General features: G+C 63.9%; 23 protein-coding genes. 1 reads left to right on the forward strand and 22 read right to left on the reverse strand.

Annotated elements, in window-relative coordinates:
- Window positions 1–429: 429 nt before the first annotated feature.
- The 22 genes from gspD to BFN10_RS26275 form a co-directional block, all read right to left on the reverse strand.
- On the reverse strand, window positions 430–2547 hold the full coding sequence (gene gspD / locus BFN10_RS26170) for a type II secretion system secretin GspD (protein WP_071492153.1): 2118 nt from the start codon (window positions 2545–2547) through the stop codon (window positions 430–432).
- A 5-nt stretch (window positions 2548–2552) separates the two neighbouring features.
- Window positions 2553–3071: a general secretion pathway protein GspN gene (locus tag BFN10_RS26175; RefSeq protein WP_071492154.1), complete on the reverse strand. Its 519-nt coding sequence runs from the start codon at window positions 3069–3071 to the stop codon at window positions 2553–2555.
- Window positions 3068–3670: a type II secretion system protein GspM gene (gene gspM, locus BFN10_RS26180; RefSeq protein ID WP_071492155.1), complete on the reverse strand. Its 603-nt coding sequence runs from the start codon at window positions 3668–3670 to the stop codon at window positions 3068–3070. The genes BFN10_RS26175 and gspM overlap by 4 nt, the downstream gene beginning before the upstream one ends.
- The gene (locus BFN10_RS26185; protein ID WP_071492156.1) at window positions 3645–4634 is read right to left on the reverse strand and encodes a type II secretion system protein GspL; all 990 of its coding nucleotides are present in this window, start codon (window positions 4632–4634) and stop codon (window positions 3645–3647) included. Before BFN10_RS26185 ends, gspM begins: the two co-directional genes overlap by 26 nt.
- The gene (locus tag BFN10_RS26190) at window positions 4631–5332 is read right to left on the reverse strand and encodes a general secretion pathway protein GspK (RefSeq protein ID WP_071492157.1); all 702 of its coding nucleotides are present in this window, start codon (window positions 5330–5332) and stop codon (window positions 4631–4633) included. The genes BFN10_RS26185 and BFN10_RS26190 overlap by 4 nt, the downstream gene beginning before the upstream one ends.
- The gene (locus BFN10_RS26195) at window positions 5329–5898 is read right to left on the reverse strand and encodes a prepilin-type N-terminal cleavage/methylation domain-containing protein (protein ID WP_071492158.1); all 570 of its coding nucleotides are present in this window, start codon (window positions 5896–5898) and stop codon (window positions 5329–5331) included. The genes BFN10_RS26190 and BFN10_RS26195 overlap by 4 nt, the downstream gene beginning before the upstream one ends.
- Window positions 5895–6227 (reverse strand): type II secretion system protein, encoded by a 333-nt coding sequence (locus tag BFN10_RS26200; protein ID WP_058427615.1) that lies wholly within the window; start codon window positions 6225–6227, stop codon window positions 5895–5897. The genes BFN10_RS26195 and BFN10_RS26200 overlap by 4 nt, the downstream gene beginning before the upstream one ends.
- Window positions 6224–6649 carry a GspH/FimT family pseudopilin gene (locus BFN10_RS26205; protein ID WP_071492159.1) on the reverse strand — a complete coding sequence of 142 codons (426 nt, stop codon included), beginning with the start codon at window positions 6647–6649 and terminating at the stop codon, window positions 6224–6226. The genes BFN10_RS26200 and BFN10_RS26205 overlap by 4 nt, the downstream gene beginning before the upstream one ends.
- 7 nt (window positions 6650–6656) lie before the next feature.
- Window positions 6657–7046 carry a type II secretion system protein GspG gene (locus tag BFN10_RS26210; RefSeq protein WP_010209194.1) on the reverse strand — a complete coding sequence of 130 codons (390 nt, stop codon included), beginning with the start codon at window positions 7044–7046 and terminating at the stop codon, window positions 6657–6659.
- A gap of 13 nt (window positions 7047–7059) precedes the next feature.
- Entirely contained in the window at window positions 7060–8256 is a 1197-nt protein-coding gene (gspF, locus tag BFN10_RS26215; RefSeq protein ID WP_071492160.1) for a type II secretion system inner membrane protein GspF, read from the reverse strand.
- Window positions 8253–9944, reverse strand: a complete 1692-nt coding sequence (locus tag BFN10_RS26220; protein ID WP_071492161.1) for a GspE/PulE family protein — start codon at window positions 9942–9944, stop codon at window positions 8253–8255. The genes gspF and BFN10_RS26220 overlap by 4 nt, the downstream gene beginning before the upstream one ends.
- A gap of 523 nt (window positions 9945–10467) precedes the next feature.
- Entirely contained in the window at window positions 10468–11259 is a 792-nt protein-coding gene (gene fecE / locus BFN10_RS26225; protein WP_071492162.1) for a Fe(3+) dicitrate ABC transporter ATP-binding protein FecE, read from the reverse strand.
- 4 nt (window positions 11260–11263) lie between these two features.
- Window positions 11264–12232 (reverse strand): iron chelate uptake ABC transporter family permease subunit, encoded by a 969-nt coding sequence (locus BFN10_RS26230; RefSeq protein ID WP_071492163.1) that lies wholly within the window; start codon window positions 12230–12232, stop codon window positions 11264–11266.
- Complete coding sequence (gene fecC, locus BFN10_RS26235; RefSeq protein ID WP_071492164.1) at window positions 12229–13218, reverse strand: iron-dicitrate ABC transporter permease FecC; 990 nt, start codon at window positions 13216–13218, stop codon at window positions 12229–12231. The genes BFN10_RS26230 and fecC overlap by 4 nt, the downstream gene beginning before the upstream one ends.
- Before the next feature lie 2 nt (window positions 13219–13220).
- Window positions 13221–14135: a Fe(3+) dicitrate ABC transporter substrate-binding protein FecB gene (locus BFN10_RS26240; RefSeq protein ID WP_371322062.1), complete on the reverse strand. Its 915-nt coding sequence runs from the start codon at window positions 14133–14135 to the stop codon at window positions 13221–13223.
- A 127-nt stretch (window positions 14136–14262) separates the two neighbouring features.
- Entirely contained in the window at window positions 14263–16653 is a 2391-nt protein-coding gene (locus tag BFN10_RS26245; RefSeq protein WP_071492166.1) for a TonB-dependent receptor, read from the reverse strand.
- An 85-nt stretch (window positions 16654–16738) separates the two neighbouring features.
- Complete coding sequence (locus BFN10_RS26250; RefSeq protein WP_071492167.1) at window positions 16739–18349, reverse strand: gamma-glutamyltransferase family protein; 1611 nt, start codon at window positions 18347–18349, stop codon at window positions 16739–16741.
- Window positions 18350–18384: 35 nt separating this feature from the next.
- Window positions 18385–19164 carry an amino acid ABC transporter ATP-binding protein gene (locus tag BFN10_RS26255; protein ID WP_071492168.1) on the reverse strand — a complete coding sequence of 260 codons (780 nt, stop codon included), beginning with the start codon at window positions 19162–19164 and terminating at the stop codon, window positions 18385–18387.
- Window positions 19165–19166: 2 nt separating this feature from the next.
- Window positions 19167–19943, reverse strand: a complete 777-nt coding sequence (locus tag BFN10_RS26260; RefSeq protein WP_071492169.1) for an amino acid ABC transporter permease — start codon at window positions 19941–19943, stop codon at window positions 19167–19169.
- Window positions 19944–19955: 12 nt separating this feature from the next.
- Window positions 19956–20762, reverse strand: coding sequence for an ABC transporter substrate-binding protein (locus BFN10_RS26265; RefSeq protein WP_071492170.1), 807 nt, complete (start codon window positions 20760–20762; stop codon window positions 19956–19958).
- 65 nt (window positions 20763–20827) lie between these two features.
- Window positions 20828–21499 (reverse strand): GntR family transcriptional regulator, encoded by a 672-nt coding sequence (locus tag BFN10_RS26270; RefSeq protein ID WP_071492171.1) that lies wholly within the window; start codon window positions 21497–21499, stop codon window positions 20828–20830.
- A 264-nt stretch (window positions 21500–21763) separates the two neighbouring features.
- Complete coding sequence (locus BFN10_RS26275) at window positions 21764–22654, reverse strand: LysR family transcriptional regulator (RefSeq protein WP_071492172.1); 891 nt, start codon at window positions 22652–22654, stop codon at window positions 21764–21766.
- Window positions 22655–22819: 165 nt separating this feature from the next.
- Between BFN10_RS26275 and BFN10_RS26280 the strand changes: the two genes are divergently transcribed.
- A complete protein-coding gene (locus BFN10_RS26280) occupies window positions 22820–23902 on the forward strand; it encodes a 4-oxalomesaconate tautomerase (RefSeq protein ID WP_071492173.1) in 1083 nt (360 codons plus the stop codon).
- Window positions 23903–23912 lie beyond the last annotated feature (10 nt).

Raw genomic sequence — 23912 nt, forward strand, 5'->3', positions numbered from 1 at the left:
TGCCCGTAATCCGACAGTGATTTGGGGGGCCGCCTAAGATCAAAATCAAAAGCCAGATCAAAAGCAGATCAAAAGCAGGCGGATATCTGACTGCTGTATGGAGATCAAACTGTGGGAGGGAGCTTGCTCCCGATAGCAGTGAAGCAGGCACAGATGCATCAACTGACAGACCGCTATCGGGAGCAAGCTCCCTCCCACATTTAACCGAGATCGACAGTAAAATACCGGCCACTCTGGGCTGAGGAATCAACCAGCTCTGCTTTTGATCTACACCACTCAGGTCGGCTACCAGGCCGCCGTGCCCTTGCTCTTGCTCTTGCTCTTGCTCTGGGGCGAAGGTCTTTTGCTTACTTTTGGGCCTTTCCAAAGTGAGCCGCTGTAAGAGCGGAACCATAAGCCGCCGTTACCTAAATAACGGATATGTACACACTACCTACCTCCCCCAGGCCGCAACAACTGCATCTGCTGCCGATAATCATCCGTCACCTGCCGCGCCTGCCCACTACTGGTAATCACCCTGGGCGTAATCAACACAATCAACTCCGTCCGATCTTTCGACTTACTGGTACTCCCAAACAACCAGCGCAACCCCGGGATCTTTCCCAGATACGGTACGGCACTGACACTCTCCCCGTTGTCCTGCTTGATCAACCCTCCCAGCAACACCGTCTGCCCACTCTGCACCGCCACCTGCGTCGACACCGAACGCGTCGAGATACGCGGATTCACCGGCGTATCGCTAGTACCACTCTGACTCTCGGCATCACTGACCTGCTGCTGGATATCCATGTATACCAACCCCCCCGGATTGATCCGCGGCACCACATCCAGGATCACCCCGGTCTGCACATACTCGACACTGCTCAACGTGGTATCGGCATCCCCGGTGTTGACGGTGGTCTGGCTGATGGGAATGTTGTCCCCCACCTGAATCTGCGCCGGCTGGTTGTTCATCACCACCAGCGACGGCGCCGAGAGCACCTGGGTGCGTCCATTGGTTTCCAGCGCATGCAACGCCACCTGCAGATTCGAACTGACAAATGAGTAGAACAACGAGTCCGTCGCCCCCAGCCCTGCCCCGCCACCGCCCAGCGCACCCTGGCTGCCGGAGGCATTGGCCACCGTGGTGCTGCCGGAATTGCCCGCCAGCCGCCCTAGATACCACTGCACACCCAGGTCCAGTTCACCGGTGAGCTTGACCTCAAGAATCCGTGTCTCGATCTGCACTTGCAGGGGCGGATTGTCGAGACGCTTGATCGCCGCTTCGATCTCTTTCCACTGCGCGGGACGGGTGCGCACCAACAGTTGGTTGCTGCTCTTTTGTGCGGTGATACGGGTACCCGCCTCCAGCGCGTTGGTGGGCGCGATCACCTTTTCCTCCGGCTCCGGTTCTTCGGCAGCGGGCGGGTTGTTCTGCAAGCCACCTGTATTGAGTGACGACAGGGTCGTCGTGCGCAGGCCAGGCGCAACCTTGGCCGGCGTGTCGTCCTTGATCGCGCCGGTGCCGTAGATCTGCCGCAGGTACTTGGCCAGGTCGGCGGCCTTCATGTTGCGCACGTCGTAGACGTACATCTGTGGCTCGTTGCCGCCGCCTTCGTCGATGGTGCGGATCCAGTCGCCGACTTCGCTGAGGTACTGGGGCTGGGAAGAAATCGCTACCACCGAGTTGGTCCGTTCAATCGGCAGAAAGCGCAGCATGCCCGCCAGGGGCATGCCGCTGTCCGGGCCGAACAGGCTTTGCAGCTGAGGCATCAGCTCGGCCACCGACGCGCGTTGCAGGCCGAACACGCCCACCGACATGCCCTTGAGCCAGTCCACGTCGAAGGTGTCGATGGTGTCCTGGTAGTTGGCCAGTTCATCCGGCGTACCGGCCAGGCTCAGCACATTGCGCGCCGGGTCGACCAGCAGAAACGCATTCTCGCGGGCGAAGGGCTTGAGCAGTTTCTGCATCTCGGTGGCGGAGATGTAGCGCAGCGGAAACAGCCGCGCCGACAAGCCGCTGGAAGGTTGCGCCACGCTCATCTGCGGCACCAGCTTGCCCGCCACCGCCTGGCTGGCCGGCAGGATCACGTAGCGGTCACCCTGCTTGATCATCGCGTTGTCGGTCCAGGACAGCAGGGTTTCGAGAATCGACAAGGCCTGCTGCTTGTCCACCGGCCTGGAGGTGGAAAAGCTGACGTTGCCCTTCACGCCCTGGGCGATGCTGTAGTTTTCGTGCAGCAGGTCGCCCATCACGCTGTTGATCACCGCTTCGATGGGTTGGTCGGCGAAGTTGAACACGATGTCGCCGCCTTCTGCCTTCACACCCGGCGCGGTCGCCGGCGGACGCACGAACTGCTGGTTGCCCCGAATCAACTGGCGCTGCGCGGGGGGCTTGACCAAGGGCTGGGCAACTTCCACTGGGGGCGCCTCGCCGGGCGGGCGTTGCGAGCCAGTGCCCTGCATGGCCTCATGCAGAAGCTCATCATCCGGTTCGAGACGGTCGGGGAAGCTGCCACAGCCGCCCAGGGCAAGGGCGGTGGCCAGGCATAACGTGGAGGTGCGCATGTCGATCAAGGGAGGGGCTCGCGGGGCAAAGTAAGGGGGGGGCGCTTGGACGGTGGCGGCAAGCGCTTGGCGTAGAAGCTCAAGGTCTGGGTGCGGCCGTCCAGGCTGAAACGGGCGGATTGCGGAGTGAGGTGTTCCAGGCGCCAGCCGTTGGGCAGGGTCTGGCCCAGGCGCACGGTCAGCAGCGGGCCGTCGACCTGCTTGAGCATGGCCATCTGCAGGTTGCCGGTGATCATGATGCCGCTGAGGGTGAGATGGGCCAGGCTGCTGACCTGTGCCTTGCCCACCACACGATCCGGGCTGCGATCCGGGCTGAACAGCGGCGCTTGCCACGTCGCGGCCAGGTTGTCCAACGGCACACTGGGCAGCCCTTGTACTCGAGGAGTGGGATGGGCGCGCACAGGCGCTTCGGGCAGCCATTGCGGTTCATCACCGAGGCTGCTGAGGATCACCGCCATCAACACGCCCAGCAACCCCGACAGGCCGAGCAAGCCCCACTCCACGGGGCGCAACCGGCTCATCATGGCGTCACCCGCGACGGTTGCAGGTAGCCGCGCACCAGCAAGTGCACCACCAGCTTGCCCGCACCACCACTGGCCGGCGCCTGCTGACTGCGGCGGATGCGCAGCTCATCCACAAACAGGAACGGCGGCTGGTACTCCAGCTCATGCAGCAGCGCTTCCAGGGGTTCGATGGCGCAATCGAGTGTCAGGCTGACCTTGACCTGGCGATAAGGCTCGCCATCGTCCTGCTCCGCGGTGATGGGCTTGCGCTGGGTCAGGCTGCACCCGCCGCCGAGGTTGGCGTGGCTATTGATCAGGTCAGCGAGGCGCTGCATCAGATCGGCGGCGACCACGTCCGGGTCGTCCCCCGGCAGCAGGCTGGTGCTGCTGGCGGGGTCCTGGCGGGCTTGCTCAAGCTGTTGGCGTAACGCATCGCGTTGGCGCAACACACCGGCATAACGTTGCTGTTGCTCGCGCAGTTGTTCGGCCTGTTCGCCCATGTCACGCAAGGGGCCGGCAAACCAGCTGTCGACCAACAGCCAGTAGGCCGCGCCGACCACCACGGCCAGTAGCAGCAAGGCCGCGCCGCGATGTTCACGGGGTGTGAGGGGTCGGCGCATCGGCGGTCTCCTGGCGTAGGTGGGCGCGCAAGGCAAACTGGTCCTTGCCGGTGCGCGCATCGGGCTGGATCACCCCTTCGAACTGGGCGTTTTCCAGGCTGCGGCAGCCCTTGATGCGGGTGATCAGCGCACTGGCTTTGGCACTCTGGCCGGAGATGGAAATTTCACCATCCTTCACGTCCAGTTGATCCAGCCAGGTGTCGGCGGGCAGGCAAGTGGTCAGGTCGTTGAGCAGCGCCGCCAGTGGCGGTTGCGCCAGTTTGCGCCGGGTGAGGTACTGCGCGGCGCCGCGGGTATTGAGCAGTTGCTGGCGCAGCGCGTGCACCTCGGCGACCTCGGCTTTTTGCCGTTGGACGCTGGCGTGCATCACGTCGATAACGCGCTGGCGGTCGTTGAGCCAGAGCAGCATCGCCGCGATCAGCAACGCCCCGCACAGCCACGGCAGGCTGCGTTGCAGGCCCATGCCGGTGGGCCGCTGCGGGCGCAGTGGCGCGGGCAGCAGATCAACGCCGAGGTCGGCCGCATCCACGCGGTGGGGATGCAGGCCGAGGGTGGCACAGTCGGCAAGGATCCGGTCCAGGCGCTCGCGCAGGATCGCCACCACTGTCACCTCAAGGTGGGTGGGCGTGCGCCGCTCCTGACGCGCCACAAAGTAGAGCTGGTCCGCCTCGAATGGCGTGTAGCGGTCCAGCTCATAACCGACCACGGCGCTGAGGTTGCGCGCGGCCGCCAGGGGCAGTTGTACGGTTTGCACCAGCACAGCGTCGGCGCCGAGCATCAGCACCTGGCGCGTGCTGGCTGCTGCGACCGGCGCGCTCAATGGCCAGTGATGGATCTGCTCGGGCGGCTCTTGCCACGCCAGCCACGCAGGTACACAGGCGCGCAACTCCGCGATCCATGCCTGCCAACCCTGTTGCAGCAGGCTGCCGCGCCAGTGCCGGGCGATGGGTTCCAGTCGATTCATTCTTGCCAACGCAACACCCGGTAGGGTTGTGCGCTGTCCTCCGATGGGCTCAATAAAACGGTGACTTGAAGCCGCGCCTGATAACCGCCGGGCCGCTCGGCGCGGCTGTCCACCACCAGCACTTCGCCGGGGTCCACGCCTTCGGCGTCCTGGCGCGGCAGGTTCAGCGCCTTGCGCATCAGCGGGCTGGCGAAGGCGGGATCGGGGCGGTCCAGGTCGCTCCACAAGGTGATTTCGGGCAGCAAGCGGCTGTAGAGGGTTTGCGTCATGCCGGGCAACTGGCGTACTTCTTCCAGCACCCGCAACGGCGCCAGGCCCTGGTTGCGTCGTGCTTCGAGGGCCGTGGCCAGTTGCCTGGCCTGGGCCGGCGTAGCGCCACAGGCCAGGGCCAGGCGCGTGAAGTCCTGGGCATCAGCGTTGATCAGGTAGAGCTTGCCGCGCTCGCTGCGCAGGCTCACGTGCAAGATGGCGTCGTCAAAGCTCAGGGGGATATCGCGGCCATCGGCAACCCAGTGCCGCTCGGCCATGACCAGCGCGATGCCGGCTTCGGCGGCCAATACGGTCTGGGTGTGCTGGCGCAGCCACAGGGCCTGGCGGCTTTCCAGCTGTACCCAGCCAGCCAGGCCGCCGAGCAACACGCTGAGCAGCGCCAGTACCCACAGCACCAGCAGCAACGCTGCACCGCGTTGGCGCCTCATTCTTCAACGCTTCCGCTGGACAGGTTCAGGCGCAGGGCAATCACCTGGGTGACCCAGGGCACCGGCCCCTCCACGCTGGCAGCGATACGCACGGCCGAAGGCAAGCGCCTGGGCCAGGGCCATTCACTCACCCAGCCGGTGGGTTGGCCCAGCGGCGACTCACCGCGATAGCTGAACTGCAACGCCTCGATGTTGTTCAGCAGCACCTGGGGTTCACGTTGAGAAAACCGCACCTGCAACGCCTGTTCGACCCGTTGCAGGCTGAACCGATGGATCCCGCCACCGAGCACGCCGGGCAAGGTCGAGACGAACTCCAGGCGCTGCGCCGTGCCGACAAAGAAACCATCGCCCTCGCCCACCGCCAGCGGCAACGCTTCGCTGATCGCCGTGCGCAAGAACTGTTGGGCGGCACGCACTTCATCAAGGTTCACTGTGTATGCCTGGGCCTTGGACACGGCACGATTGGCCCCCAGCAATGCACCGCCGACCAGCACCAGCAACACGCCGAGCAAGCTGAGCACCACAAGGATTTCCAGCAAGGTGAAGCCCTGTTCACGGCGCTTCACAGGCGCGCCTTCAAGGTGCTGAAGCGGGCCTGGTGCGAGCCTTCGCTGAGGACCAGGTCGAGGCGCACAATCCGTGCCTGCTGCCGGGTGCTGGTCAACTGCCAGTGGATGCCGTCGAGTTCGCCCTGACTGACACCGTTGCTCAAGCGCCCCGCCGCTTCCTGGTCGAAAATCGTCAGCGCCGCGTGGGTCAACCGGTCGCTGTGGGCCACTTGGGACAACGAGCGCGCACTCTGGCCAAACGCAACCAGCAGCACCGTGCTGCACACCGCCATCAGCGTGAGGGCGGCGAGCATTTCCAGCAGGGTGAAACCGGCCTGGCGCTTCATGGCAGCGCCTTGGATTGCACGCTGCCGGTGAGCCAGCCGATATCGATACGCCAACGCCGGGCGCCGCTGGCCACCAGAAGATTGCCGCCGGTGGAGCTGCCGTCGGGGTAGAACTCGACGCCAGGGCCGACCTGTTCGGCAGTGTGCAGCGTGACATGCAACCGCGACGGCCACCGTTGCAACGCACGCCCCGGCGCCTGGAACGTACGGTCGCTCAGATCGAATACGGTACGCGCAGGCTGCCCGCTGACAATCGCCCCCGCCCGCGTGGTACGCAGCGCCTCCACCATCTGCCCCACCGCACGGCGTTCCTGCGCCACCTGCAAGCCCTGGCGCACGCCCAGCCCCAGCACGCTGGCAGCCAGGCCGATCAGCAGGATCACCACCAGCATTTCCAGCAGAGTGAAGCCGCGCTGCAACATGGCGGCCCTACTCCCAATTGCCCAGGTCGGCGCTGTAGCCTTCGCCGCCCGGCTGGCCGTCCTGGCCATAGAAGATCAGATCGAACGCGCCGTGTTCGCCGGGAAAGCGATAACCGAAGGCGTGTCCGAACGGGTCCTTGAGGTCCGACGGCTTGGCATAGCCACCGGGCCTGTCCACCAACTGTTGCAGGCTGGTGGGCGGTGCCCCGACGTCGAGGGCGTAGCTGTCGATCTTCATGCTCAGGCTGGCCAACTGGGCCTTGCCCGCACCGTACTTGCCCTTGTCCACATTGCCGCCGACCTGGCGCACGACGATGGTGGCGACGATGCCCAGCAGCACGATCACCGCGAGCATTTCCAACAGGGTGAAACCGCCTTGGCGGCGTGGTTTTCTCATGGGGTCAGCTCCTTTATAGATTGCTGGTCAGGCTCATCAGCGGCAGCATGATCGCCAGCATGATCACCGCCACCAGCACCGCCATGACCACTGTCAGGGACGGCACCAGCGCGGCCAGCAGGCGGTCGATGCCGCGCTTGGCTTCGACGTCGAAGATGTCGGCCACCTTGAGCAACATGCCGTCGAGTTCGCCGGCCTGTTCGCCGACTTCAATCATTTGCAGGGCCAGTTCGGGCAACAGCGGCTGGCTGCCGAACGCGCTGGCGAGGGTGCCGCCGCCTTTTACCGATTCCGCCGCACGCCCGACCTGCGCCTGTAAAGCGTGGTTGGTGCAGACTTGCCGCGCAATCACCAAGGCCTGCAGCAACGCCACGCCATTGCTCAGCAGCGTGCCGAGGGTGCGTGCCAGACGCGCCGCCTCGACGCGTTGCAGCAACGGGCCGACCACGCGAATACCGAGCAGCCGCCGGTCGCAATGCTCGCGAAACAGCGGATCGCGCAAGCGCGCGGCCCCCAACCAGACGATCACGATCAACCCGACCAACAGCGCCAGGCCATAGGCGCCGAGATACGTTCCAAGGGCCAGGATCACCTCGGTGATCAGTGGAATCGGCACGCCCAGGTCCTGGAAGATCGGCACGAACTGCGGCACCACATACGCCAGCAGCAACGCCAGGGATCCCAGCACGCCCACCACCAGGAACGCCGGATAGATCAGCGCATTGATCACTTCGCCACGCAGCAATTGGCTGCGTTCCAGGTAATCACTGAGTTGGCGCAGGGTTCCTTCCAGCGCGCCACCGGCCTCACCGGCGCGCACCATGCTCAGGTACAACGGCGAGAACGCCGCACCCTCTTCCTCCAGCGCGGCGGACAATGGCTTGCCGGCCTTGACGCGGTCGCGCAGGCGTTCGATCAACGCGCGCACCTGGGCAGGGCCGGGCTGCTTGAGTAGCAGGCTCAACGAGCGCTCAAGCGGCTGGCCCGCTCCCAGCAGCGTTGCCAATTGCTGGGTAAAACTCACCAACGCCTGGCCCTTCAACGGCCTGTGTGCCGTGCGCAGGCCAAGGCTGCCGGCCGGTTCGATGTGCAACAGCAGCCACCCGCGCTTGTGCAGCGCCGCCACCGCAGCGGTTTGATCGGTGGCCTCCAACGTACCGTTCTGCGGCGTGCCCTGGCTGTCCAGGGCGCGGTATCTGAACAGGCTCACGCGTCCTCTCCACGGGTCACGCGCAGCACTTCTTCCAGCGAAGTAATCCCCGCCAGTGCCTGGCGCAAACCTTCTTCATACAAGGTGCGCAAACCGGCGCGGCGCGCGGCCTGCTCCAGGGTCGAGGCATCGGCGTGGCGCATCAGCAGGCTGCGCAGTTCGTCGTTCATCACCAGCAGTTCGGTGAGGGCGCTGCGGCCGTGATAGGCGCCGCGATAGAGCAGGATCGGGCGTTGTTCGGTGAGGCGATCCAGGCCGTGTTCGGCGATCAGTTCGGGCGGCGCTTCGAAAGCGACACGCGTGGCCGGGTCCAGGCGCCGCACCAGGCGCTGGGCGAGGATGCCGCTGACGGTCGAGGCGATCAGGTAGCTTTCCACGCCCATGTCCAGCAGCCGCGTGATGCTCGCGGCGGCGCTGTTGGTGTGCAGGGTGGAGAGCACCAGGTGCCCGGTGAGGGAAGATTGGATGGCGATGCGGCAGGTTTCCAGGTCGCGGATCTCGCCGATCATGATCACGTCCGGGTCCTGGCGCACGATGGAGCGCAACGCCCCGGCGAAGTCCAGGCCGATGGCGGGCTTGACCTGGATCTGGTTGATGCCTTCGAGCTGGTACTCCACCGGGTCTTCCACGGTGATAATCTTGCGCTCGGCGGTGTTGAGCCGCGACAGCGCGGTGTAGAGCGTGGTGGTCTTGCCGGAGCCGGTGGGCCCGGTGACCAGCAGGATGCCGTGGGGCCGTTCCAGCAGGTCGAGGAAGGCGGCCAGGCGCTGGCCGTCGAAGCCCAGGCTGGGAAAGTCGAACTGCACGGTTTGCCGGTCCAGCAGGCGCAGCACCACCGACTCGCCGAAACTGGTGGGCACCGTGGACACCCGCAGGTCCAGCTCCTTGCCCTGGATACGCAACATGATGCGCCCATCCTGCGGCAACCGGCGCTCGGCGATGTCCAGCCGCGCCATGATCTTCACCCGCGAAATCACCGCCGCCGAGGAACTGGCCGGCGGCGCTTCGGCGTCATGCAGCACACCGTCGATGCGGTAGCGCACCTTGAGTTGGTGTTCGAAGGGTTCGATGTGGATGTCCGAAGCACGTTGCTCCACGGCGCGTTGCAGGATCAGGTTGACCAGGCGGATCACCGGCGCTTCGGAGGCCAGGTCCTTGAGGTGTTCGATATCGTCCTGGGCGCCGCCCTGTTCATCGAGGTTTTCGATCAGCGTGCCCATGGCCGAACGGCCCTGGCCGTAGTAACGCTCGATCAGTGTATCGACCTCAGTGCGCGGACCGATGGCCAGCCACACCGGCACCTGGCATGCATAGGCCAGGGCCTGGAACGGAAAACGCAGCGCCGGGTTGGCGGCCAGCACGCGCAGGCCACCCAGGGTCCAGCCCATGGGCGCGACCTGGTAATGGCGCATGAAGCGTTCAGTCAGGGCAGGCAAGGGATCGAGCAACGGCGGCGCGGCGTCCGCCAGCAACAGCGGCGCACCGAGCAACGCCGCCCAGGCGCGGGCCAGTTCGATATCGGAAACCAGGCCCAGGCGGGTCAGCAGGCTTAGCAGGTCATCCGACGGCAAGCGCCGGGCGCGCTCCAGGTCTACCGTTTTCAACCCAGCATGCTGCATCAACCACGCACACACCTGGTCGGTGTGCGGGATCTGCATCTGGCAGGCATCGATAGGCGCTGACGACATAAGGTTGAGGTATCTAGTATTACGAGAAAGTATGGCTATTTGGAACTACTTAAACATGCCATTAGTTAGCCATAACCCAAGCGAGAGCAAGCCGGGGTTATCGACTGGAAGTTATAGCGCTAGTTCCTGAAAGAGGGGAATAAAATAAACACAATGACCAAGAACCCCGTGACAGAGCCTTAGCAGCTAATAGCCACTACTTCGCTAGTTGCAATTAGCCACTTGTGCGCTTTGCCACAATTAAACGGCAGCCCAATAAATTCACAGGACTTACTTCACCTGCGACGCGGAGCACACTCGCACTTTCGAGTGGCCGTTCACTAGGATTATCGAGCGTTGAAATGTGGGAGCGCGCGGGCTTGTCTGGGTGTCTGGTTTTGGGGCTGCTTCGCAGCCCAACGCGGGGCAAGCCCGCTCGCCACAGCAAGCCCGCTCGCCACAGCAGGCCGGCCCACCACAGCAGGCCGGCTACACAGAACAAAAACCGTATCCACGATGCGAAGCGAGTCGGTCTTGATCTTGATCAGGCCTTGGCCCGAGTGCTTTTTTCAACCAGGCACATCGGCGTGCCGGCGACCGGCTCTTGCATCACCTGTACCTGCACCTCAAATACCCGCCGCATCAACTCGGCACTGACCACCTGCGCCGGTGTGCCATCAGCGACCAGTTTGCCGCCGTGCATCACCGCCAGGTGATCGGCATAACGGCAGGCCTGGTTGATGTCATGCAGCACGGTGATCACGGTTTTACCCTCGGCAGCCAGTTCGCCCATCAGGTCGAGCAGTTCGACCTGATGGCTGATGTCGAGGTAAGTGGTGGGTTCATCCAGCAGCACCACCGGCGCATTCTGCGCCAACACCATCGCCAGCCAGGCACGCTGGCGCTGGCCGCCGGACAGGTCCGCCAGGGCGCGATCAGCCAGCACGTCCAGTTCCAGGCGCTGCATGGCTTGACTCACGTGAGCTTGATCACTGCCGCTCAGGCGTCCCCACAGCGAGTTATGCGGGCTGCGGCCATAGGCAACCAACTGGCGCACGCTGACGCCTTCCGGCACCGGCAACACTTGCGGCAAGAACGCGATGTGCCGGGCCAACTGGCGGGCAGACAGGCTGGCATAGGCCTGGCCATCCAGGGTCAGCTCGCCCTGAGTCGGCTTGAGGATACGCGCGAAGGCCTTGAGCAAGGTGGACTTGCCGCAGCCATTGGGGCCGATCAACGCGGTGACCTTGCCGGCGGGCGGTGCAAAGGACAGACCTTGCACGATACGGGTGGCGCCGTAGCCGATGTCCAGCTCGCGTGCCTGGAGAATACTCATGTCATCAACCCTTGAACCGTGCCAGCAACCAAAGAAAATACGGCGCGCCGATCACCGCCGTAAGCACCCCGGCGGGGATTTCGCTGGGCGCGATCAGCGTGCGCCCCAGCGTATCGGCGAGCACCAGCAGCAACGCACCGATCAGCATCGCCGCCGGCAGCAGGTACTGGTGATGCCCGCCCACCAGCCGGCGCGCCATGTGCGGCGCGACCAGGCCGATAAAGCCAATCGGACCGATCACCCCCACGCCCAGGCTGGTGAGCAACACCGCGCAGGCCATCGCCGACCAACGCGTACGGCTCAGCGCGGTGCCCAGGCTGTGGGCCGCCTCATCGCCCAAGGCGATCAGGTTGAGCGGCTTGGCCAGGCACAGGCCCACGGGGATCAATACGAGGAACGGCAACACCAGCGCCACATGGTGCCAGTTGCGGCTCCACAGGCTACCGGTCAGCGCGAGCAGCGCGGTGTTGATATCCAAGGGGTGAGAGAGAATCAGAAACTCGGTGACACTGGACAAGGTCACCGCAATCGCCACCCCGGACAACGCAAAGCGCACCCCGGAAAAACTCACGCCGGTGTTGTACAGCGCCAATAACAGCGCACCACCCGCCCCGCCCAGGCAAGCCACCAGCGGCAGCCACGCAATCGGCAGGTGTGGCCAACTGATGATCGCCACGGTCAGCGCGAGCCCGGCGCCTTGGGTTACGCCGAGGATCTCCGGCGAGGCCAGCGGATTACGGATCACGCCCTGCACAATCGCCCCGGCCAGGCCGAAGGCCGCACCGGCGAGAATCGCGATCAGGCTGCGTGGCAGACGGTGGTTCCACACTTCAAAGTCGAGGGCGTCGTGGGCCAGCAGGCGTTCGAAAACGGTGTGCGGCGTAAGCCACAGGGTGCCGGCGCTGAGGCTGACCCCGGTTGCCAGCAGCAACAGGCCGAGCAGCAGCCACAAGCGCAGTCGTGGGCGGATCATAGGGCGCGCCTGGCAAGAAAGAGGAAAAACGGCGCGCCGATCAGCGCGGTGACCACCCCCGCCGGCGTTTCCACCGGGAAGGCAACGGCGCGGCTGAGCAGGTCGGCCCCCAGCACGATCACCGCGCCCAATGTGGCGCTCAGCGGGATCAGCCAGCGGTAGTCATTGCCCAGGAACTGACGCAGGATATTCGGCGCGATCAGCCCGACAAACCCGATCGGTCCCACCGCACACACGCTGGCGCCCACCAGCAGCAAACTGGCGACAAACACCTGCAGACGCAGGCTGGCGATGCCGACGCCCAGTGAGCGTGCGGCGTCTTCGCCGAGGTTGATCAGGTTCAGGCGCGGCGCGCACCAGAGTGCCCACAGGCCGCCGATCAAGGCGCATGGCCAGAGCAGTTGCACCTGCGCAGCGCCGACATTGGCCAGTGAACCGGCCAGCCAGTTGAGCACGCTTTGCGCCTGGGCCTCGACCAGGATCACTGTGAGCCGGGTCAACGCGGCGCACAACGCCGCCACGGCCACGCCAGCCAAAACCAGACGGCCCTGGGCCGTGGTCGGCGACCAGGCACCGCCCAGGCTGAACACGGTGAACCAGGCCAGCGCGCCGCCCAGGCAGGTCATCAACAGCGCACCGCCAGCAAAGGGCGGCGCGACCAGGCCGGTGGAAAACAGGGCCAGTCCCAGCGCGGCGCCCGCCGTCACGCCAAACAGCGACGGCGAGGCCAGGCGGTTGCGCGTAATGCCCTGCATCAGCGCCCCCGCGAGGCCCAGGCAGGCACCGACCAACGCGGCACACACGGCCCGTGGCACACGCAACTGGGCGACGATATAGGCCATGTTGCCGCCGACGCGGCCCTGGTGAACCAGGCCATTCCAGGCATCCGTCGCTGTCAGGGTAAATGGCGACCAGCTGTACAGCGACAGCCAGAACAACCCGGCACCCGACAGCAGAATGCCAACGGCGGCGAAACTGCGTTGCACGGTTATTGGCTCAATACGGCTTTACCGCCCTTGAGAATCGCCAGCGCATCCTCGGCGATCTGCTCCGACGCCAGCACGCCACGGTTGCGCGCCCAGCTGTCGCCATCCACTTCGGCCACATGCTTATTGCGCACGGCGCCGAGCACTTGCCACAACGGCTGCTTGCTCCAGCTGTCGACGATGCTGGGGCGACGGTAATGACCGACCAGCAACCAACCCGGGTCGAGGGCCAGCAACTGTTCCAGGCTGACGAACTCGGTGGGCGCGGCGTTGGCGCGTACCGATGGGACTTTCAGGCCGATGGCCTCAAGCACGCTGCCGGCGTAGGAGTCCGGGCCATGCACGGAGAAGCTGTCCTCACGCGCCACACCGAACAACACGCTGGCGCCGGCCGGGATCTGTTGCGCAATGGCCTTGAGGTTTTCACGGTTCTTCTGGATGCGCGCCTCCATCTGCGCGCTCTTGCCGAGGGCCTTGCCAATCAGTTCGGCGGATTTGAGGCTGCCCTGGTAATCCTCGCCACGGGACGGCAGCAGCAAGGTCGGCGCGATGCTCGCCAGGTCGCTGTACAGCGCCTGGTGGCGATTGAGGTCGGCCACGATCAGATCGGGCTTGAGCCGGGCGATCTCCTCGATGCTCGGCTGCGAGCGCAGGCCCACCGACTGCCATTGGCCGATGGCCTGGCGTACGCGGGGCAACACGCGGTTGGCATCGCCATCATCGGCGGCGCCGACCGGGGTGACGTCAACGGCGGCCAGGCTGTCGAGAAAGGAAAACTCCAGCACCACCACGCGCTTGGGGGCATCGGGCAGATGCACGGCGTGCTGGCCGTCGTTGAGGTCGATGGGGGCGGCGCTCAGCAGGCTGGACGAGAACGCCAGGACACAGGCGGCCAGGGTGGGGATGGAACGCAGCATTCGCATGACAAGGACCTCGGCGTTAAAACACCCCGGCTAGGCAGGCCGGGGAAAACGGCGGGTACTATTCCATATCGGCGCGGCGTGATCAAAAAACATTCTCATTTATAACCTGCACAACCCAGTGTCAGAAGTCGACGGTGGCCGACAGCAGGTAGGTGCGCGGCGTCGACAGGGTCAGCCCCGGCTCGCTGTCATCCGATGCACCGGCCGAGCTCCAGTAGCGTTTATCGGCGACGTTCTCCACATTCGCCCGCAGGGTGATGTGCTTGTCATCCACCTTGAAGCCATAGCGTGCGCCGACGTCGAGGCGGTTCCAGGCGTCGATTTCCTTGACATTGGACTGGTCCAGGTACTGCGAGCTGGAGTAGATGCCACGGCTGGTCAACGTCAGGCCTTCCAGGCCCGGCACGTCCCATTCGGCGCCGAGGTTGACGTTGTACTTGGGCGTGGCCGGCGCACGGTTGCCGTCCCAGGTGCCATTGGTGGTGTCTTTGAGTTTGCTGTCGATGTACATCACCCCGCCCAGTAGGCGGAAGCCCTTGAGCGGTTCGCCGAACACGCTCAGTTCCACACCGGCATTCTCGCGCTTGCCGTTGGGGCCAAACAGCCGCGTGGTCGCATTGGTTTCATAGGCCGGTTGCTTGATGCGGAACACGGCGGCGGTCACCGCGAAGGCACCGGCATCGTACTTGGCGCCCACTTCCACCTGGCGGCTGATGAACGGCGGGAAGATCTCGTCTTCGTTTCTCGAGGTCGACGGCGCGATCTTGCCCTGGCTCAGGCCTTCCATGTAGTTGGCGTACAGCGACAACTTGTCGGTGGCCTTGAACAGGAGGCCGCCCGACGGCGATACCTTTTCTTCGTCATAGGCGGTGTCGCCTTTGATCCCATCGCTCCAGTCAGTCACCTTGACCCGCTGCCAGCGCGCACCGAGGGTGAGCAACAGGCGGTCGTCGAAAAAACCCAGGGTGTCGGACAAGGCCACGCCGCTGAATTTGTTTTCGGTGTAGACCTTGGGATCGAAGCGCGTCGGCCGTGACGGCGTCGGCGACTGCACCGGGTTGTAGAGATTGCTCGACGGCGCCGTATACCGCGCACCGCCGTTGGTGAAGTCCATGTCGAAGTAGCTGGCGGCCAGGTTGACCTCATGGCTCACCGGCCCGGTATGGAACCAGTTGCGCACGCCAGCGGTGTAGGTGCGCACGTTTTCATCGCGGGTGAAATCCCGCGGCTGCACGCTGAAATCGCCGGCCGCATTGGTCACCGAAACCGCGTGGCGCAGGAAGTCGTGGTTGCTTTTGCGCGCGCCCACGCCACCGTAGAGCATCACGTTGTCACTGAGGTCGTACTCGGCGTTGACCGTACCAAAGGTGTCATTGGTGCGAGCCTTGCTCCACGACTGCGCATAGTTGCGGCGCACATCGCTGGCACTCGGCACCGGCGCAGCGGCCGCCACCTGCACGCGCTCCTGGGGGGCATCGGTGTCGCGCTCGGTGTGGCCGATATCGGTGGAAAGGCGCAGGCGCTCGCCGCGAAAATCCAGGCCCAGCACGGCCATTTCGCGGTCGACGCTCTGGTGGTCCCAGGCGGTGTCGCCGGATTGCTTCACGCCGTTGAAGCGAATGCCGTACTGGTTGTCCTCGCCAAAGCGTCGGCCAATGTCGACCGCACCGCCGGCCTGGCTGTCGGACGCCCAGTTGCCGGTAAACGAGTTGATGTCCTTGTCGGTGGCGCGCTTGGGCACCACGTTGATCCCGCCGCCCACGCTGCCACGCGGCGAGATGCCGTTGATCAACTGGCTCGGGCCTTTGAGGATGTCGACGCGGTCGGCCATTTCCATGTCGATGGTGTACGTCGGCAGCACGCCGTACAAGCCGTTGTAGGCCACGTCACTGTTGAACAGGCTGAACCCGCGAATGGTGAATTGCTCGTAGCGCCCACCGGCCGGGTTGGTGGCGCGCACCGAGGGGTCGGCGGCGATCAGGTCGCCGAGGGTGCGTGCCTGCTGGTTTTTCACCGCCTCCTGGGTGTAGGTGGTGATGCTGAACGGAGTCTCCATGAAATCCCGCGTGCCCAGCAAGCCCTGCGCCGTGCGGCGCGCCACCTGGCCACCGGCGTAGGTGTCGCCGTCGTACAGGCCGGTGGTGCCGAGGATCGACGTGGGCGCCAGTTCCAGGCTGCTGCCCTCCGGCACCGGCACCAGCATGTAGGCCTGCTCGCCCATGGCTTGCAGTTGCAGGCCGGAACCTTGCAGCAGGCGGGCAAAGCCCTCCTCCACGCCGTATTCGCCGGACAAGCCAGTGCTGCTGCGTCCGCTGACCAGCGCCGGGTCCACCGACAGGTTGACCCCCGACAGCCCGGCAAAACGCGTCAGCGCCGCACTCAGGCTGCCCGCCGGCACTTGGTAGCTGCGCCGGGCGGCGGTGTCTTCGGCGTAGCTGACGGCGGCGAAAAACGGGCTGGCGCTGAGGCTCAGCATCAGGCTCAGTTTGAGCAAGGGGCGGACTGCGGGCATTGGCGGAAGCTCTCGATATTGTTCACTTGCCTGGAATGACAGGCGAGGTGAAAAAAAGGGACAGGCTTCAGCCAATTTTTTTCGCTTACCACACTGCGATCGTTGAATCCGTCCTTGGCTCCGTTCCACCGCACAATACACCACTGACCGGATCACGCAGGATGATCTGGCCACGCCCGTAGTCGGTGAGGTCGCTGGCGATCTGCACCTGGTGCCCGCGTCGCGCCAGGGCATTGGCCAGGTCACTAGAGGCACCGTGTTCGATGCCGACCTTCATGTCGCCCAGCCATTGCCAGCGCGGCGCGTCCAGGGCCGCTTGCGGGTTGAGGCCGAAGTCCACCAGGTTCATCACCATCTGCACATGGCCCTGGGGTTGCATGTAGCCGCCCATCACGCCGAATGGCCCGAGGGCCTGCCCGTCCTTGGTGAGGAAGCCGGGAATAATGGTGTGGAAGGTTTTCTTGCCCGGTGCCAGGCAGTTGGCGTGACTTGGGTCGAGGCTGAATTCCTGCCCACGGTTCTGCAGGGCGATGCCGCTGTCGGGCAGCACCACGCCGGAGCCGAAGCCGTGGTAGTTGCTCTGGATGAACGAGACCATATTGCCCTCGGCATCCGCCGTGGCCAGGTACACCGTGCCGCTGGCATGGGGGTCGCCGGGCTTGGGCGGCTGCGCCTGTTCGCCGATCTGCCCACGGCGGCGGGTGCTGTAGGCATCGCTGAGCAGGTCGGCGACGGCCACGCGCATGTGCAACGGGTCGGTGATGTGGTGCAGGCCGTCGCTGTAGGCGAGTTTCATCGCCTCCAACTGGCGGTGCCAGGTCTGCTGGCTGTCGCGGTGATCGAAGCTGAAGCCTTCAAGGATTTTCAACGCCATCAGCGCCACCAGGCCCTGGCCGCTGGGCGGGATTTCCCAGACGTCCACCCCTCGGTAGTTGACGTGGATAGGGTCCACCCATTGGGCGCGATAATCCTGGAGGTCGCTGGCGCGCAGGTAACCGCCACTAGCCCTGGAATGCACATCCAGGCGTTCGGCCAGGGCACCGCGATACAAGCTTTCGCAACGGGTAGCGGCGAGTTCTTCCAAGGTACGTGCCTGGGCCGGGTTGCGGAATATCTCACCCGCCCGGGGCGCACGGCCGTCGATCAGGAACGTGTCGAACCAGGCGTCCAGGGCCGGGTCACGATGGGGGCCGAATTCATCCAGCGCGGCCTGCCAGAGCTGGGCGATCACCGGCGACAACGGGAAGCCGTCACGCGCCAGGCTGATGGCGGGCTGCAGCAACTCGGCAAACGGCAACTTGCCGAAGCGCTCGGACAGCTCGGCCCAGGCCGAGGGGCAACCGGGCACGGTGACCGGTGTCCAGCCATACAGCGGCATCCGGTCGTGCCCCGCCGCCTTGACCGCCTCGATACTCAAGGCCGCCGGCGCGTGGCCATTGCCGTTCAGGCCGTGCAGCCGGCCCTTGCACCAGACCAGCGCGAACGCGTCGCCGCCCAGGCCACAGCCGGTGGGCTCCACCACCGTGAGCGCGGCCGCCGTGGCAATCGCCGCATCAATGGCGTTACCGCCCTGTTGCATGATCTGGATACCGGCCTGGGCCGCCAGGGGCTGGGACGCCGCAACCATGCCGCGACGGGCAAACACGCTTTGGCGCTGCGAGGGATAGGGGTACTCGTGAGCAGAAAATTTCAACATGGCTAAGACTCGTCAACACAGGGTGATGGAAAGACTCACAACACACGACTGAGAAAGGCCCGGGTACGGGGATGGCTGGGGCGGCTGAAAATCTGTTCCGGCGGCCCTTGTTCGATGAGTTCGCCCTGGTCGAGCACCACCACGCGGTCGGCCACTTCACGGGCAAAGCCCATTTCGTGGGTGACCACCACCATGGTCATGCCCTCCTCGGCCAGCTCCTTCATCACCTGCAGCACCTCGCCGACGGTTTCCGGGTCGAGGGCGCTGGTGGGTTCGTCGAACAGCATGGCCTGGGGTTTCATCGCCAGGGCGCGGGCAATCGCCACCCGCTGCTGCTGGCCGCCGGAAAGCATCGACGGGTAATGGCTGGCCTTGTCCGCCAGGCCGACCCGCGCCAGCAATCCACGGGCTTGCTCCAAGGCTTCGGCGCGAGATGTGCCGAGCACCTGGATCGGCGCTTCGATGATGTTTTCCAGCGCGGTCATGTGGGGGAACAGGTTGAAACGCTGGAACACCATGCCGATGTCGCGGCGTTGGCGCGCGATGTTGCGCTCCGAATCGCGTACCAGGCTGCCATCGCTGCGCTCGCGATAGCCCATGGCACGACCGTTGACGCGGATGCGCCCACTCTGGATGTCTTCCAGCAGGTTGATGCAGCGGATAAAGGTGGTCTTGCCCGAGCCGGAGGCGCCGATCAGCACCACCACTTCGCCGCGCCGCACTTGCAGGGAGATGCCCTTGAGGATCTGCAGGGTGCCGAACGACTTGTGGATGTCCAGCGCCTCGATGATCAGTTCTTCACTCTGGTGCGCCATGGTTATCGTCCCCTCAGCAGTTTCAAGGTGCTGCGCCCGAACATGCGGCTGGACGCCGGTGGCGGCGCGGATGGCCGGTCGGACTGGCCGAAGCGCGCCTCCAGCCAGCGCTGGAAAAAGCCCCACAGCGTGGTAAGCATCAAGAAGTAAATCGCCACGACCAGGTACAACTCGAACACGCGGAACGTCGCCGAGGTGACCATCTGCGTGCTCAGCAGCAATTCCTGCACGCCGATCACGCTGACCAGGGTGGTGTTCTTGAGCATCACGTTGAACTCATTGCCCAGCGGCGGCACGATCACGCGAAACGCCTGGGGCAGCACGATGCGCCGCATCAGCTTGGCAAAGCCCATGCCCAGGGAACGCCCGGCTTCGTATTGGCCCTTGTCCACCGCGCCGATGCCGGCGCGGATGATCTCGGCCATGTATGCGCCTTCGTTCAAGCCCAGCGCGATGATCGCCGCCTGAATATTGCCGGGGATGACCAGGCCGAACAGCGCGATGTCCTCGAAACGGAAAATCCCGCCCGCCGCCAGCGCGGTGTACAGGAATACGATCTGCACCAGCAGCGGCGTACCACGCATCAGCCACACATAAAAGCGTACCGGCAAGTGCAACAGCGGGTTCTTCGACAAGCGCAGCAGCGCCGCCGCCAGCCCCAGCACGCAGCCCAGCAGCATCGCCGACACCGCGATCAGGCAGGTCAGCCACAGCCCGGTGAGGTACACCCCGCTCGGCTGAAACAGGTACTGCCAGAACACATCCCAATTGAAATTCATCGCCGGTGTGCCTCAGTCGAGTGTGTCGCTGCTGACATGCCATTTGTTCAGCAACTGGACGTAGCTGCCGTCGCTGCGCATGTCGCTGATCACCTGCTGCACGGCGGCGGTGAGTTGCGGGTCGTCCTTGCGCATGCCCAAACCGGTGAGGATGCGGCTGAACGCTGGCACGCCTTCCTGGAACAGGTCCGGGGCCATGGCGGCGTAATAGCCGGCCGTTTCCACGGTGGTACCGTAGGCGTCGACCTGGCTGATGCGCAGCGCCTGGAAGGCGTCGGTGTCGGTGTTGTACACCACCAGTTTCATCGGCGGCTTGCCGGCCTTGGCCAGGCTGTCGTTCTGCGCGTCCAGCAGGGTCTTGATGGTGGAGCCGTTGAGCACCGCGACCTTGTGTCCGGACAAGTCATCCAGGGTCTTGATGCCCTTGGGGTTGCCCTTGGGCACCACCACCGATTGGCTGGAATACATGTAGTTGACGATGTCGATCACCTGGCGTCGCTCAGGCTTGTCGAACAGTTGGTCGACGATCATGTCGCACTGCTGGGCGAGCAATGCCGGCACCAGGCCAGAGAACGGAATCACTCGCCACTGCACCTGCTTGTCGCCCAGGCGCCTGGCGATCTCCAGGCCCAGGTCGATGGTGAGCCCGCGGGGTTTCTGTGCTTCATCGAAGGACACCAGGGGCGGTGAATCCATCCCCGAGCAGTAGATGAGTTTGTCGACGTTCTTCAGGCGCTCCGGCACCTGGGGCGCGGCGACGGCCCATTGGGTACAGAGGCCGAGGGAGACAGCCACCAGCAAGGCGCGGTGTTTATGCATGACCAGACACTCCAGTTCGTTGATTAACGGGGCAGGACTCAACGTCAACACACAGCAGGTGTTTCTTATTGTTGTTCGGTTTGCAGGAACTGGATCAGTGCAGGCACGGTGCCTTCGATGTGTTCGCGCACCACGGCCTCGGCGCGGGCGGCGTCACCGGCACGGATCGCGTCGAGGATCACCGCGTGTTCCTGGCGGGCACTGAGGGGTTTTTCGCCGTGCTGCAACCACAGGCGCATGGGCGCTTCGACCAGTGAGTACAGCGCCGAAATCTGCTTCATCAGGCGTGGGCGGCCACTGAGGCTGCACAGGTATTCGTGGAAAGCGCGGTGCCGGCTGACCCAGGCGGCGCTGTCGTCGCGGTAGTCGTCCATCGCGTCGAGCAAGCGCTCCAGCGCGGCCAACTGGCGCTCGCCGATACGCCCCACCGCGACGCGCACCGCCAGGCCTTCGAGGGCGCTGCGCATTTCGAACACTTCGTGCAGTTCATCGATATCCAGGCCGCTGACGATGGCGCCGCGATTGGGCCGCAAGGTCACCAGGCCCTGTGCGTCCAGGCGGCGAAAGGCTTCGCGCACCGGCATGCGGCTCATGCCGATTTCGCTGGCGATATCTTCGGCGATCAGACGGTCGCCTTTGCGGTAGCGACCGCCGCAAATGGCATCGAGCAGGAAGTTGTAGGCCTCCTCCTCGGCGGTGAGGGGCTGGCGGTCAACATAAGCGGGGGCAAATTGCATCGGCAGCACCTTTTGAATTTTTGTATCCAATTATCCATGGAAACGAAAAAGCAGGAAGCATGCCAAATCACGGCGCTATGACCCAAGCGCTTGATTCAAATGAAATAGGCCCATTGCATCAGCGGAAACCGTGAAGGGATCGTGCACAAGCTTGCTACCTGACCGCTCAGAAAACGCCCCCTCAGTGGGCAGAAGTAACAACTCAGAGCATGCCCACCTCGCATTCATGACGATGACCACTGGCGAACGGCAACACGCGGCCGTTCACTGTGGCCATTGCTCAAGCAGTATCGAGACGAATTTTTCCGCCGCCGGCGAAAGCGATGACCCTCGACGGTAAACCAGGCCCAAAGAGCGGTTCACCACGGGCTCGATCAATGGAACGCTGACCAGGGTGGGATGATCATCAGCCGGCATGGCCAGGCTTGGCATCGCCGAAACCCCCAGGCCGGCCTCCACCAGGCCCAGTGAAGTCGAAAGGTGCTGGACTTCATAGAACCATTGCGGCCGCCAACTCAAGCCCGACAGAGCGTGGTCGAGCAGCATGCGGTTGCCGCTCAAACGCCCTACCCCGATAAGGCGGTAATCGCTCAATTCAGACCAGGTGACCGAACTGCGCCCTGCCAGCTCGTGATCACGCCGGCACGCCAATACAAAGGGCTCACTGACCAATGGCACGAACTCAATGTCCGGGTGCTGCCCACTCATCATGTTGATACCGAAGTCGGCTTCCCCGCGCAGCACCGCTTCAAGCCCCTCATTCGCACTCAAATCCAGCAGACGGATGCGGATTTTCGGGTAGCGCTCGTTGTACAGACGGATCACTGAAGGCAGGAAATAGAACGCGGCGGTAGGGATACACGCCAGGGTTACACGGCCGATCTGGCGTTCGGCCAGTTCACGGATATTAAGAATCGACTCGTCGAAGTCATCCAGCAACCGGCGCGCCTTGGGAAGAAAGTCACGCCCGACGCTGGTAAGGCTGACTTTGCGGGTGGTGCGATCCAGCAACGCCGTGCCCAGCCCCTCTTCGAGTTTTTTTATCCGCCGGCTGAGTGCAGGTTGAGACAGATGCAAAGCATCGGCCGCTTCGTGAAAGCTACCCAATTCGGCGATTTTCACGAAAGATCGTATGTCATTCAGCTCATAGTCCATGTCCAGTCTCAACAGCCAAGGAAATTGGGAAGTCGTTTAGCGCACATTCATCATTCGCCAAACGCAATAATAACGTCAATTTTTGCATTGGAAACATTTTTCAAAGCTTGAGACTCTTGCTCACAGAGCATCAATTACCTCGATTGATCAACAAGAGTCAGTATTATGCAAAGAATCCCCTGTGTGCTGATGCGCGGTGGTACCTCCAAAGGTCCGGTTTTTCTCGACTGGGATTTGCCGTCGTCCATCGAGGCCCGCGACGAACTGCTACTCAACCTGATGGGCTCCGGTCATGAACTGGAGATCGACGGAATCGGTGGTGGCAGCCCGCAAACCAGCAAGGTTGCGATTGTCAGCCCTTCGCTGCACCCGGATGCGGACGTCGATTACTTGTTTGTCCAAGTGATGGTGTCTCAGCGCAGAGTCGACAGCGCACCCAATTGCGGCAACATGCTGTGTGCGGTTGGCCCATTCGCCATCGAACAGGGCCTGGTCAAAGCCACCCCCGGACGCACCCGCGTGCGCATTCGCAACGTCAACACCGGGACCTTCATCCATTCCCAGGTGTACACACCGGATGGCAAAGTCAGTTATGAGGGCGATACCGCCATTGATGGCGTGCCCGGTACTGCGGCGCCGGTGCAACTGACCTTCCTGGATGCAGCCGGCAGCAAGACGGGCAAGCTCTTTCCCACCGGCAACACGCAGGACGTCTTTGATGGCATTGCAGTGACCTGTATCGACATGGCGATGCCCATGGTGCTCGTCGAAGCCAGCCAACTGGGCAAGCGAGGCGATGAGAGCCCAGCGGAACTGGACGCCGATAAGGAGTTCCTGCGACGCCTGGAGACATTGCGGCTCCAGGCCGGCCTGGCCATGGGTCTGGGCGATGTCAGCGGCAAAGTGATTCCCAAGCCGGTGCTGGTCTCGCCCGCGAAAGCTGGCGGTACGATTCAGGTTCGCTATTTCATGCCACACAACTGCCACCGCGCGCTTGCCATTACCGGCTCGATTGGTCTGGCCACCGCGTGCGTGATAGAAGGCAGTATCGTCGCGCAGATGCTTGGCGGGGTCAGCACGCCGCGTCGTGAAGCGGTGCGTATCGAACATCCAAGCGGCGGGATTGATGTCGTATTGTCCTACACCGGCAGCAATGGTGAGACAATTCAAGCGTCCGTCGTACGCACCGCGCGCAGGCTGTTCTCCGGTTACGTCTACGCCACTGAGTCACAGCGCCTCGCCGGATAATTCCGGCGGT

It is taken from the genome of Pseudomonas extremorientalis, assembly GCF_001870465.1.
GTDB lineage: Bacteria > Pseudomonadota > Gammaproteobacteria > Pseudomonadales > Pseudomonadaceae > Aquipseudomonas > Aquipseudomonas extremorientalis.